This window comes from uncultured Sunxiuqinia sp., assembly GCF_963974515.1.
In the GTDB taxonomy this organism is placed as follows: Bacteria; Bacteroidota; Bacteroidia; order Bacteroidales; family Prolixibacteraceae; genus Sunxiuqinia.
Genome location: NZ_CAXBDD010000105.1, coordinates 1 through 12,953 on the forward strand (window position 1 = coordinate 1; position 12,953 = coordinate 12,953).

Genomic DNA, 12,953 nt, shown 5'->3' on the forward strand with positions numbered 1-12,953 from the left:
AGCGTTTGTTAAAAATCTACGTCTTGAGAAATTCGATTTTTCGGTCATGATCTTTTTAGATTTAGTTATGATTTCCTGTATTTTCGTCAAATTCGCAAACCACGCGGAATCCAACCATCGTTGCATCCGAATACCACCAAATACTTTTAGGCATCTGAGGGTCAGTTTTCATCCAGGCTTCTGTTTTTGTAAAATCACGGTCAGCTGAGCGGACATCTTCTGCAGCACTTTTAAATGAACCACCACGTACTACGTATTCGGTTCCGCTTGCCGGTCCTTTCGGGTCTGTTGCTCCATCAGTCAAAAGGCTGTATGCATCAGGTGCGTACCAGTCTTGACAGAACTCAGCTACGTTGCCCAGCATGTTCTTCAATCCAAAGGGGTTGGGTCGAACGGCAGCCGGCGGTTGTGTTTTGGCCATGCTGTTGGCTTCATAAACAACATAGGAATTAATATTGGTGGTGTCGGCTCCAAATAGTTTATTCCATATTTTAGCTTGTGAAAAATCTTTCGGATTTCCTTCAAAGAAGTAGGGTGTTTGTGTTCCGGCGCGGCAAGCGTATTCCCATTCAGCCTCGGTGGGTAAGCGATAGGTTTTACCAGTTACTTTCGACAGCCAGTCGCAATAAACCTGCGCGGCTTTGTGCCGCATGGTAATGGCCGGACGATCGCCCAGTCCCCAATTTTGATCGGGCTGCCCATAAGGCGGAGTCGGTCCGGTAATGGCATCCACATCGCCTACGGCGCGTGAGCCTTCTGTATCGGTACTTCTTCCTTCGGCACCTGTTTGGCTATAGAAAGCCAGGTACTCATTCCAGCTTACTTCAACCTTTCCCATGAAGAACGGGCTGATTTGGACTTCTTTCTGAGGCCCTTCATCCTCATCTCGGTATGGTTCATCGGCCGGGCTACCAATTTTGAAAGTTCCGCCAGGAATGGCCACCATCTCGAAATCAACCGGAGTTGCCGGAATTTTTTCGATAAAATTTTCGTGCTTGTCAACCAGAGTGGGTTCCTCGTATATTTTAATATTGGCTTGCAGCTCTTTACCGAATCCAATGTTGCTTTCGTGTTTGGCATTCGGGTCAAAATGCCCCACATGCAAGTGGCAGTTGATGCAGCGCAATTCTTCCTGGTTTTGTGAATAGTACAAGTGGGCATCCTGACCTTCTTTGGTTAACTGTAGGGGAAATAAGTTGGCATGGCATTTTACGCACGAGGCTTCGTAGGTAAAGTGCTGCGCTTGTTCCACGGTTGATTTGGCTTCCCAGTTGAAACTTTCGTGATCTTTAAACAGGTACCCATAAATATCAATTGCAGATGCGCGAATCTTGGCAGGTAGATAACCTTCGCCCTTTGGAGGTAAGTGGCAATCGACGCAATTGACTTGAATTCCGTGTTTGTTGTCGTAGTGTGTTGAGAGTTTCCAGGATTCGGTTACATGTGGATGAATGTGGCAGGCCTCGCAAGATTCATTGGTTGAGGTATATTCAACGGTTTTGTTGAAAGCGATTAAAGCCAGTATTCCTAAAGCAAATCCGATAAAAAGGACAAAAAGAATTTTTTTCTGAAAGAATTTTAGAAGCTTTCCAGCCATTGTAGCAATCGTTTAGTTGGTTTGTAATTTGAGTAGCATGCTCACAAATTTAGCAAAAACATGTTCTAAAAATACCATTCTTTAAAAAATTAAACCAATAAAGGCTGCCGGGAAGCAACCTTTTCTGGGAGAAGGGAAAAAAGGGAAGGGGAAAGTAGAAAATAAATCTGTTACAAGATTAATTTAGGCAAACGCGAACAGACCTATTTTCGTTTTTTTGATTTGATATTCATTGTCAATCATTTATTTCTTTCGGATACAAGATACAGCCAATTTGGATGGTGAAGTTTATGGTTAAATTATCCTGTGGTTATGCAATTGTGAAGGAAAAGACCGGCATATTAACGGACGATCAACAAAAGATTCATCAAATAGTCTCATCTTTTCAAAAAGACTGTGAGCCCATGCCCGAAAAGTTCACCTACCTGAACGCCTTTCTTGAGTTGTTTTATCCGCGCCTTTACTTGGTGTGTGGGCAAAAGCTGAGATCGATCGAGGAGGATATTTGTATGAGGTGTCTGCCTCATTTGCCCCGGACAAATTTTCACTAACAGCCCAATAATCCGATGGAGCAACTTTTTTACGGGCGGGTATAAGCTGAACGGGCCACCGCTTATTTTGATTTCAAAAAGAGATAGTTCGCACCAAAAAATACTGACTACTTGAAATATCGCAGAATGAAAGGTTTGGGTGAATTTATGGGGACGCAGTTTGCGATGGAAATCCAGGATTCGGAATTATGACAATCCATCGATCTAATTTGTCCGGTCCCGTCTCATCCAAAAAAGGGGTGTAAATGAGGCTACAACCAAAGCTACCATTTGGCTAAAGGTTTGTCTGTTCAATCGGGCATGCCAATTGATAGCTGGTCGCTCGTCCGAAAACAGTTCTCCAGTACCCAAACCTGGAATACCTGCTGGGAACGCCGGCAGACCGTAGAGTCTATTTTTGAATTGGCCAGTCCTGATGTGGTTGAAGGGAAACACATCCTGCTCATTGACGATGTCGTAACCACCGGAGCCACGCTGGAAGCATGGGCCGCTACCATCCTGAAGGGTTGTCGTGTTAAAATCAGCATCCTAACACTGGCTATTGCTTGTGCTACCAATTAAGTTCAAGCTCAATCGTTCACTACTGCTCCGTTGTAAACCGTCGAACTCCGCGCCACTTCCATCACTGCAAAAAAACCAAGCGCCCCGTTGCTGATATTGCCCCTGATGTTGGCGGGGGGTCCACTGAAAAGCGGTGCCTTGGGGCGTGTTTCCAAATTAACTCCCACAACAAAATCGTAGTACGCCTTAGTGATTCCTGCCATTTCCAGGGTAATGGTATCCCCTTCTTCAACAAGCTCCTCTTTCTCTTCGTCGAAATATTGCACAAAGGCTCCGGTAATCTCATTTCCATTGAAGAAGCGATCGTCAACCACCCGGTAATTATGAATCGAGTCGGTATAAAGCACCCCATTCCGATACACTTTAAACAGGTAATAATCTTCTGTTTCCGGAGGGTCCTGACTGAAAACGCCTACTTCCCAGCCGTCCCAACTGGCATTGTACACCACAGCTACTCCATGAACCGGAGCTGTTGGTCTCATGTCGGTTTCTGCCTGGTAAGTTTCGGCTTGCCCGTCTCCATTGATATCAACACCCGCAATATCCAGCCGGTAGCTGCGACCAACAACGCCGGCGTAGTCTTCCGGAGTCAGATACACTCCGGGGTGCTCGGGGTCCTCGGAAAGTTGAATGGTTTCAACCTCATCAAAAAGGGTCAGCTGCGCATTGGAAACCATTTCGGGAGGGCGGTTATAAAAATAGGGGGCCGATTTACTCAAAATCACCGCATGCGCCATGGTGTCGCTTGTAATTTCCCCAAAAACAACCAGTTGGGCTTCGGCGGCTTCATCCAGTTCAAAGTCTACCCGCTCGGTGCAGGAGACTAGCAGGGTTCCAATTAGTAAGTAGAAAAAGATATTCTTGAGTTTCATCTGATTTAAAATTTGAAGTTATAGGTTACTGCTGGAATAATTGGGAAGAGGTAGGTTTTTTCCGCATAGGTTTCCGTTGGATTTTCGGTATCCTGAACAAAATTCAGCGCCCAGGTATTTTTGCGGCTGTAGGCATTGTAGATGGAGAAAACCCACTCGCCGCTCCAAGCCCGGTTTTTTTTGTTCCGGCCTTGCAGGGTCAGCGCCAGATCGAGCCGGTGATAGTCGTCGTAGCGGGCGCCATTGCGTTCGGAATAATAAGGCAGGACCGTGCCATTGATTTCGTAGCGCTGAACAGGCAAGGTGACCGGCTGCCCCGTGGAATAGATCCAGTTGGCCGATAGCGACACCCGACGGTTCAATTGGTAATTCAGCACGGTACTGATGTCGTGTGTTTTATCAAAGGGGGCGACGTAGGTCTTGCCGTCGTTGATTTCGGGAATGGTCCGCTCGGTTCGCGACAGGGTATAACCAAGCCAGCCTGTAAGATTGCCTTCCGTTTTCTTCAGCAGAAATTCCACTCCATAAGCTCTTGAATTGCCCACCCGCAATTCGCCTTCGAGGTATTTATTGAGTAGCAAATCTGCATGGTCAGCAAAGTCGATTGTATTTTTCATGTCTTTGTAATACGCCTCCACCGATGCCTGATACCAGTCATTGCCGAAGTTCCGGAACACACCGAAGGCAAATTGGTCAGCGATCTGGGGTTTGACATTGGGGCTGGCCGGGAACCAGATGTCGAGCGGACTGCCGGCCGCGGAATTGGAGGCCTGCTGGATGGTTTGTTGCGAGCGGTTGTAGTTAAATTTGATTGACCATTCGGGGGCAACCAGGTAGTTGATTCCAAAGCGCGGTTCCACGCCCCAGTAATTCTGATACACCTCGCCCGACCCATAAGTGGTGGAGTCCACCACGGCGTAGTTCTCGTCGTAGTCGTAAACCGTTCCCTTGCCAATATTTTGAAAAAGCGACACGCGCACGCCGTATTTAAAGACCAGTTTGTTGCCCAACTGATGCTGATGCGAAAGGTAACCGGCATGTTCCAAGGCGTAATTCTTACCAACCTGGTATTCCCCAAAAATGGATTGGTCGCCAACGCCCATGGCCAGACCGGGATTGAAGGCGTGGTGAAAGCTTTGCAGTCCGAACTTCAGCGAATGCTCAGGGGTGATGTAATAGCCAAAATCGGCTTTCAGGCCCAGGTCTTCCAGATCGGATTCCCAGATCCAGGATTCGGGATCATCTTCCGGTGTTCCCAGTTCATAATCGTAGCGGCTCCAAACAGCTGTGAGGTTCATAAACAGCTTTTGGTTGAAGATATGGTTCCAGCGTGTGGTCAGTGTTTTGTTTCCAAAGCCCATCCGAAAAAAGTCACTTTTCATCACATCGCGGCCAAGGTAAGCGCTCACATACAATCGATTGTTTTCATTAAACCGGTGCGAGAGTTTCAGGCTGGCATCGTAGAAATACAGGCGGCTGTCTTTAACATCTTCGTCTGATGAAAGGGGCATAAACAAATCCATATAGGTACGTCTTCCCGACAGCAGCAAAGTGGTCTGGTCCTCTTTCAGTGGTCCTTCCAGGGTCAGTCGGCTCGAAATGGTGCCAATGCCTCCCGTTCCTTCAAACTTTTTCGAGTTGCCGTCCTTCATCCTCACGTCGAGCAGCGAAGCCAGCCGTCCACCGTACTGGGCAGGTACATCGCCTTTGTAAAGCTTAAGGTCTTTGATCGCATCGTTGTTGAAGACCGAAAAGAAGCCCATGAGGTGAGAGGCGTTGTAAACGGTTGCTTCGTCCAGCAAGATCAGGTTTTGATCGGGACTGCCGCCACGAACACTGAAGCCGGAGCCACCTTCGGCAGTCGAGTGGACTCCCGGCAGCAGCTGGATGGCCTTAATCAAATCAACTTCACCCATCAGGGCCGGTATCGACTTAATGGTTTTGGTCTGCAATTTTTCCACTCCCATTTCTACTTGGGTGATGTTTTGGTCTTTCCGCTCTCCAAGAACCTGAACTTCTTCCAACTGCTCCGATTCGGGCCGCAGTTCAATTTCCAGACGCTGACTTTCGTTCAGCTCCATTTCCTTTTCAAAATCCTGATAGCCAATGTAGCTGGAAACCAAGGTATATGTTCCGGAAGGAATAGCAATGGAGTAGAACCCATAACTGTTGCTGACGGTTCCTACGCCAAGTTCTTTGACGAGTAAGGTGGCCCCGATCAGACTTTCGCCGCTTTCGGCATCGGTAATGTGCCCGCTGATAGTTTTGCGGACGGTCTTTTCATTGGGGTCATTCAAGGCAAACAAAGATCCGGCTGTGCAAATCGACACAGCCAGTATGAAAAAAAATCTTCTGAACATGGTTTAAATACGTTTCAATTGTTTCGTACTTGTTTTCTGGCTTCTCTATAAGACTAACTTTGCCTCAAAACGTTGCAATTTTTTTGAAAAAAACAAATAAAATTTGAAAGAGGCTGTGATACAGACACTAAACATTGAACTGTTTACCGCCCCAGACGATAATACAGACTGGTGCTGATCACGTTGTTGTACTGGTCATCCCACCAATACCAATAAATCTCGCCTGGCAAGTCCCGGGTAGGCAAAAAGGAATAGGCCAGCCGAAGGTCAAACTTTAGCCGGTCGGTCAGCTCGATGCGGGTGCCAAGCAATGCCTGGTAGTCGAATGCATTGAATGGACGGTTATCCTCTGGTGGAAAAGGCCCGTGGTTGTCCCACTCGCCACTTTGCATGAGGTAGCCCACCGAAAGGCCGGCGATAAACGAAATGGCCTGGCTGGTCCGGAATCCCAAATAGACCGGCACGTCCATATAGTCCAGGCGCATGATGTATTTCTCCTGGTCACCGGTTTCGGTATCCGGATTCTTGCGGCTGCCCTTCTGACTATACTTAATTTCAGCTCCCGTGTAAATCACGCGTGACAAGTCGGTTTGAACATATCCGCCAAGCAGCACGCCTGGTTTGTGGTAGCCATGGGTGAAGTCGCCATCGACTTGCGAGGCGTTTAGGCCAGCCAAAATTCCACCTTCGAAACGCTGCGCCTGAACAGCCAAGGCAGAAAAACACACGAAAGCCAGAAATAAAATCCGTTTCACCTTAGGTCAGTTTTTTAAGTTTTTCTTTCAGAATAGCCACACCCCGTCCGGCCCTCTCTTCAATAAAAGTCACTTTCCGCATATAGACTGGCGGACGCTCGGGATCGACCACAAACAAGGGGACATCGTCTCGGGTGTAGTGCAACAGACCGGCAGCCGGATAAACGTTGAGCGAGGTGCCGACCACCACAAAAATGTCGGCCTGTTCCACCAGCGGGACGGCCTCTTCCATGGCAGGCACCAATTCGCCAAACCAAACAATATGCGGACGAAGCTGGAAGCCTTTTTCACACTGATCGCCAAACTTCAGTTCCCAGCCCTCCAAATCATAAACCAGCTCTTCATATTTGGTGCTGCGCACTTTTTTCAGCTCGCCGTGCAAGTGCAGTACTTTCGAGCTGCCGGCCCGCTCGTGCAGGTCATCAACATTCTGGGTAATGATTTGCACGTCGAAATCGTTTTCCAGCTCAGCCAGTCCAAGGTGTCCGGCATTGGGCTCGCATTCGTACAGCTGCTTGCGCCGGTCATTGTAAAATTTCATCACCAGCTCCGGGTTGCGTTCCCAGGCCTCGGGGGTGGCTACTTCGGTAATGTCGTATTCTTCCCACAAACCCCCCATATCACGAAAGGTTCGGATGCCGCTTTCCTGGCTGATGCCAGCCCCGGTTAAAACCACCAGTTTCTTCATCGAATGATTGATTTTGGTTTTAAAGATAGGGTGAAATGGCTGGTTTTGCAATTCAAAAAAGCCAACGAGGCGGACTGGTTTTCAAAACCCAAGGGGCTTATCCCGAAACTTGCACTGCGAAACCCGCCAGCCTTACCCGCGCTGCAATGGCGTTCAGTTCTTCCAGTCCGATTTTTTGCAGTCCCTCGGCCGGAGTGTCGCGCTCAATGGTATAAATCATGACCTGTCCGGGTTGGATGGTTTTCAGCGCTTCCAGCCAGGCAGCCAGCTCTTCTTCGGTGGTGTTGTCTATCACTTGTTCTTTATGAATGCCGCGTACAAAAAGGGTTTGAATGATGGCTCGCTTGCCGAAGCGTTTTAGTTGTTCGATGGTTTCTTGCAGGTTGAAACGGCCCACAGGGCAGTCGAGCAATTGCACAGTGTCTTCGATGGCCGAATCCAATTTCAGAATATTGTCTTCTATTTTAAGCAAGGCTTGAAAAATCCTTTCGCGGTGAATCATGGTGGCGTTGGAAAGCACCGCGATGCGGCAGTCGGGGGCGAATTCATCGCGCAGGGCGATGGTGTCGTCAATGATTTCGGCAAACTGTGGGTGAAGGGTGGGCTCACCGTTTCCCGCAAAGGTGATCACATCGGGCAGCTGGCCATTTTCCTGCATGGCCTTTAGCTTGTTCCTGAGATTACCGGCTACCGTTTCCCGAGCCGGAAGCTCTGCTTTCTTTTCCCGCTTTTTGGGATTCCAGCCACATTCGCAGTAAATGCAGTCGAACGAACACACTTTACTATCGGTTGGCAGCAGGTTAACTCCCAGCGAAACACCCAGCCGGCGGCTTTTAACCGGCCCAAAAATAATCTCATCGAACAGAAAGGTTGCCATGCGTAATTTTTCAGCAAAAGTAAGGATTAAACGGGTGGTTTGCCAGATCTTCGGCTAAATCAGCATTTTTAGGTGGCTGTTTTCGGTTAGCCGGAGTTTGTGGTAGTCGATGCCCGAAATGAGCATCAGTCCCGGTCGTTTGCCTTTTTCGATGCTGCCCAGTTCTTTATCGAGCGAAATGGATTTTGCTGAATCGAGGGTGAAAGTGCGGATTAACTGCTCGAGGCTGATGTTTTTGCTTTCCATCTGAATGGCTTTTAGCCAGCCCAATAGGTCTTTTTCGGTGTTGAGCCGCTCGGGACAAAGCGATTCGAAGGGACGTAGCTCGGGAAACTTCCGGTAGAACCGCTCGGGTTCAAATTCGTGGTAAACGTTGACAAAGGCCGGGCAAATGATACCATTGTGGAATTCGAGGCCAGCTTCCTCGTGGAATTTCCCCAGCGGTTTAACGATATCCAAAATTAAGCCGCTCGAATCGACCCGTACGATTCCTTTGGCGATGGGTTTTTCGTTGCCCGTAAAGAGGTAGTGAGCGGCAAATTTTCTCATTTTTCAGGCTGAATGTTGACTTCTTTTTTGGTACTCGCCTCTTCCTGAAGCATGTTCAGGCGATCGACAACCTGCTGATAAATCCGCTCATACACTTTGGGTAAGCTCGAATAGTACACCACCGATTCGGCGAAAACGGAATCGGCTACGCCATGCTTCTCCAATACCGAATAGTACAGATCTTTGGATTGGAGTTTGGTCATTTCGTTTTCAAAGCGGTATTGGCTGGCATAAGCTTCGTGAAGGTGCATATCATAAAGCATGTCAACCATTTGTTTTTCGTTGACCAGCTCGTCCGGTTTCGGAAATCCCTTCTTTTCTTTGCACGAAAACGATGCAACAGTAAGTAGAATCAGTAAAAAGTAGTGGGTTGTTCTTTTCATTTCAACACATGAATTCGTTCACAAAGTTAGGATTCCATCCCATTAAATGATCAGCTAAATTCGGAAAAAGATAGAAAATTTCGAAAAGGTCGGGTCGTTGAGGGCTATCAAGCCGCTTTGACTGGTAGGTGTTGTGAAAGACTTGGGCACCTTACTGTCCGTTCATTGATCCGTTTTGAATGAACTATTTCCGCAATATCCGGGTTATGCTTTTAACCAATAATACAAGCTGTTATGAGATCGAAATCACTAAGCCGAAGAAAGTTTATTCAAACAACGGGAGTCGTGGCTGCAGCAGTTTCGCTGAGCCCAAATCTGGCTTACGTCAAGGAGGCATTCGACCCGAAAGGGATGGATACCGTTCCCTTGGGTAAGACCGGAGTAAAAATTCCCCGAATGATCATTGGAACGGGTAGTCGGTTTATGGCGGCCCCCGAACAGGAAGGTTTGGCCATTTTGGAACAGGCGCTTAATCAGGGATTTTATTACTGGGATACTGCGGCCAGCTATGGAAACCAAGACGAATACAGTGAACAGCGGCTCGGCAAAATATTAAAAGACCGGCGACAAGAGGTATTCCTGGCGACCAAGGTGGGAGAGCGCGAGGCCGATGCCGCCAAGCAAACCATTGAAACCAGCCTGAAAAGGTTGCAGACCGATTACATCGATCTCTGTCAAATCCACTCCATTTCGGACGAGGAAGACGTCAGGCAATTGGGAGATGGTGTTTACCGGGTTTTGAAAGATTACCAAAGTCAGGGCGTGATTCGCCACCTGGGCTTCACAGGGCACAGCTCAGCTAAGGCGATGAAACTGGCGGCTGAATTGTATGCCTTTGATACCATGCTGATAGCTTTGAACCACCAGCGGGCACAGGAGAACTTTGAAGAACTTCCGATTCCGTATGCTGCGCAAAAGGGCATGGGTGTGCTCGTTATGAAAGTAATTCGACCTCGGGAAACAGTGTCGGGCCTTGATCCCAAAGAACTGATTCGATATGCCTTGAGCCTGAAATCGGTGACCTCCGCCGTTATTGGAACCGATAGTCTGGAGGTGCTGAAGTCGAATATGGCGCTTGTAAAAAACTTCAAAGCCCTATCCGAAAAGCGGATGCAGGAATTGCATGTTGAGCTGGGCCCATTTTATCAAAACCAGCATCTTCCGTGGATGAAGGCGGACTATCGAGATGGCGCTCTACTGGCCTAGGTGAACCGCATTGCATCAGCAAAAACACAATTCCCCCGACCATCACCATAGCGGATGCGGTATTCACATAGGCCGCAAGCCAAAAGTCGCGGTCAGCAATTGTTCTCTGAAAATGGCCGATGAAGGGCTTTTCAACCAGCTTGCCATGATAAACGTTTGGGCCGCCAAAGCGGCACCTCACAATACCAGCCAGCGCTGCTTCGGGATAGCCGGCGTTGGGGCTGCTGTGCCGATGCCCGTATTGAAAGATGTGCCGGACACCGTTCCAGCTCAAGCTGACCAGCACCATCAACAGGGCAGTGAGGCGCGCCGGAATAAGGTTAAGCAGATCGTCGAGCCTGGCGGCAAACCAGCCAAAGCTTTTATAGCGATCGTTTTTATAGCCGATCATTGAGTCGAGGGTGCTGACCATTTTAAAGGCAAACAGCAAGGGAACACCACCCAAAGCATAGTAGAAGAGCGGCGCAATCACCCCATCACTGAGGTTTTCGGCCATGGTTTCCAAAACGGCGGTGCGGATTTGCTGTTCATTCAAATTTGACGTATCCCGGCCAACAACGAAACGCAATTGCCGGCGACCAGCTTCCAGTCCGTCGTTGTTCAGTGCCCGGATGACCAGCCACGATTCATAGATCAGGCTATGGTTAGCCAGCCCGTAAAACACACCTATAGAGGCGGCTATTAGGTAAATCGTTGGAAACGATTCCAGTTCCCGGAAAAGCAAGAATAATAGCAGCCAGGTCATTCCAACTAAAAAAGCAGCGACCATGGCGCCCTTGAGCTTGCGGTAGTTTTGCCGGTTAAAGTGCTTCTCAAACCGGGCGATCAACCAGCCAAACATACGAATGGGATGCGGAAGCCAGCGCGGGTCGCCCAGCAGGCAATCGAGGGTAAATCCAATGAGCAGGGGAAGTATCATTTTTTCGTCATTTACCAAAACTTTGCAGAAAATCAAACATACAGATTAAGCACAAAGCATTATTTAACAAATGGACCAATATTAATAGTAGCGAGCTTGTTTTCCTGTTCTTCTTTCGGCATAAAATGGGCATGCTTAAAAACAGGGACTTTGCCTTATATTTTATCCAAGGTTGAATGCGCATTGAGACATCCGCAATCCATTTTCACTTAAATAGCCGTGCGAAGCCCGGATAGGCTTTCAGGGGAATCAAATCAAATTCGATAAGGCCGTTTTTCACCAAAGGCAAATGCTGCAATTGTTCGTGTGCCGAATCAACCGAACTTGCCTCCAGAACAAGCACAGCACTGTTTTCGTCAGCACGAAAATAGATTTCGCGGATAAAACCCGCTTGTTGAAGTTCCCACGCTTTTTGGGCTTCGTCTTTAGAAAACCTGGCAAACGCTTCGGCAGTTGCCGTTGGTTTTTCTTTTTCGATGGCAATGATTTTCATTTTCTCATTTTTTTACGCAGTGGCACAAAGGAATTCATGGCGTATCCCATTTTGCCGGGACAATCTATGCCGTTGTTTTATTCGCTTAAATTTCGCCCACACGTTTCAGCTTGATGCTTGTTTCAGCCTTTTTTTCGCCGTTGATGATCAGATCAAACCAGTGCACGCCGGGAAAATGTCTCCGGGTGGTACGTTGCAAAAAGCTGTGTTTGAAAGTAATGGTGTGTTTTCCGGGCTTCCACACTTTTTCGCTGATCTGGAAAACTTTTGGCGAAGTTTTGCCATTTGCCTTCACAAAATAAACCAAGTATTCCAACCTGATTTTTTTGCTTTGCTTTTCATTCACTTCCAATTGGAAACTCAATTGGATTTGGTTCCCGATGAATGTAGATCCAACTTCAGCTTCAAAAAACGAAATATTGATATGTTCCGGGTCACCAAACCCGAAGAGCAACATTGCCCTTTTGTTGCCCGATTTCAACAATGTGCGGCAAGCATGTTTAATGATCCAGTCGGTGTTTGCCGATTTTCCCTGCCAGCTTTCGCACAAGTCAAGCACCGACTCAGGGTGGTCTTTCGAGATATCGTTCAGGTTGTTGGCCACACTCTTCCGGACATACTCCGAGGGGTCGTCTTTTAGTTGCTCCAGGATTGGAATAATTGGCGAAGGGTCTTTTTTGAATTTCTTCAGCGCCATTCCCCAAGGCAAACGTGGGCGGCAGCCTTCACTTGCCAACCGCCGGACATGTTCATTTTCGTGGCTGGCCCATAGCAACATTTGTTGCATACCCCGTTTAGGTTCCAGGTCAAGGAACGGACGAATGGCAAATTCGGAACTGCAACTTTTGGTAAATTCCTCCAAGGCCTGCATAGAAAGCTCCCAATGCTCTTGTCCATAAAGTTCAACATAGTCGGCAAACGACATGACAATTAAACCGCTCACTTTAGGACTGGCCTGTATCATGATGGCGATGGCATCATGGTAATTTTCAGGGAGCCACTGTTTCAGGCACAAAGCGATGTGCCTCATGCGCTGTTTTAATTCAAGTTGTTCCCATGAATCCGAAAAAACAGATTGAAGGAACTGTTCAGCCAAAAAATCAGGGTAAACCGTTGTTAACGATTTCGCTATTTTCCTGACA

13 protein-coding genes are annotated in these 12,953 nt (G+C 48.0%); 2 read left to right on the forward strand and 11 right to left on the reverse strand.

Translation table 11 applies throughout. The annotated features are described in order from the left end of the window. Positions 1–61: 61 nt before the first annotated feature. Entirely contained in the window at positions 62–1,597 is a 1,536-nt protein-coding gene (locus tag AAC033_RS16125; protein ID WP_339739988.1) for an SUMF1/EgtB/PvdO family nonheme iron enzyme, read from the reverse strand. Positions 1,598–2,448: 851 nt separating this feature from the next. Here AAC033_RS16125 and AAC033_RS16130 point away from each other — a divergent pair. Next, on the forward strand, positions 2,449–2,709 hold the full coding sequence (locus tag AAC033_RS16130; RefSeq protein ID WP_339739990.1) for a phosphoribosyltransferase family protein: 261 nt from the start codon (positions 2,449–2,451) through the stop codon (positions 2,707–2,709). An 8-nt stretch (positions 2,710–2,717) separates the two neighbouring features. Here the strand turns inward: AAC033_RS16130 and AAC033_RS16135 are convergent, their stop codons facing one another. From AAC033_RS16135 to AAC033_RS16165, 7 genes are all read right to left on the reverse strand, one after another. After that, positions 2,718–3,581: a DUF4249 domain-containing protein gene (locus AAC033_RS16135; protein ID WP_339739992.1), complete on the reverse strand. Its 864-nt coding sequence runs from the start codon at positions 3,579–3,581 to the stop codon at positions 2,718–2,720. Between the two features lie 5 nt (positions 3,582–3,586). Continuing rightward, the gene (locus AAC033_RS16140) at positions 3,587–5,941 is read right to left on the reverse strand and encodes a TonB-dependent receptor (RefSeq protein WP_339739994.1); all 2,355 of its coding nucleotides are present in this window, start codon (positions 5,939–5,941) and stop codon (positions 3,587–3,589) included. 143 nt (positions 5,942–6,084) lie between these two features. Continuing rightward, entirely contained in the window at positions 6,085–6,696 is a 612-nt protein-coding gene (locus tag AAC033_RS16145) for a porin family protein (RefSeq protein WP_339739996.1), read from the reverse strand. Position 6,697: 1 nt separating this feature from the next. Beyond that, a complete protein-coding gene (locus AAC033_RS16150) occupies positions 6,698–7,384 on the reverse strand; it encodes an NAD-dependent deacylase (protein ID WP_339739998.1) in 687 nt (228 codons plus the stop codon). Positions 7,385–7,481: 97 nt separating this feature from the next. Next, the gene (locus AAC033_RS16155) at positions 7,482–8,261 is read right to left on the reverse strand and encodes a radical SAM protein (RefSeq protein ID WP_339740000.1); all 780 of its coding nucleotides are present in this window, start codon (positions 8,259–8,261) and stop codon (positions 7,482–7,484) included. Between the two features lie 54 nt (positions 8,262–8,315). Continuing rightward, complete coding sequence (locus AAC033_RS16160) at positions 8,316–8,810, reverse strand: hypothetical protein (protein ID WP_339740002.1); 495 nt, start codon at positions 8,808–8,810, stop codon at positions 8,316–8,318. After that, on the reverse strand, positions 8,807–9,193 hold the full coding sequence (locus AAC033_RS16165; protein WP_339740004.1) for a DUF4296 domain-containing protein: 387 nt from the start codon (positions 9,191–9,193) through the stop codon (positions 8,807–8,809). Before AAC033_RS16165 ends, AAC033_RS16160 begins: the two co-directional genes overlap by 4 nt. Before the next feature lie 234 nt (positions 9,194–9,427). Here AAC033_RS16165 and AAC033_RS16170 point away from each other — a divergent pair, with 234 nt between their 5' ends. Next, the gene (locus AAC033_RS16170; RefSeq protein ID WP_339740005.1) at positions 9,428–10,399 is read left to right on the forward strand and encodes an aldo/keto reductase; all 972 of its coding nucleotides are present in this window, start codon (positions 9,428–9,430) and stop codon (positions 10,397–10,399) included. Here the strand turns inward: AAC033_RS16170 and cbiB are convergent. The 3 genes from cbiB to AAC033_RS16185 all read right to left on the reverse strand — a co-directional run. Further along, positions 10,281–11,318, reverse strand: coding sequence for an adenosylcobinamide-phosphate synthase CbiB (gene cbiB, locus AAC033_RS16175; protein WP_339740007.1), 1,038 nt, complete (start codon positions 11,316–11,318; stop codon positions 10,281–10,283). The two genes, AAC033_RS16170 and cbiB, sit on opposite strands and share 119 nt — an antisense overlap. A 205-nt stretch (positions 11,319–11,523) precedes the next feature. Beyond that, positions 11,524–11,811 (reverse strand): muconolactone Delta-isomerase family protein, encoded by a 288-nt coding sequence (locus AAC033_RS16180; RefSeq protein ID WP_339740009.1) that lies wholly within the window; start codon positions 11,809–11,811, stop codon positions 11,524–11,526. 85 nt (positions 11,812–11,896) lie between these two features. Then, positions 11,897–12,953: DNA alkylation repair protein (locus AAC033_RS16185; RefSeq protein ID WP_339740011.1), on the reverse strand; the 1,057-nt coding region annotated here is incomplete at its 5' end.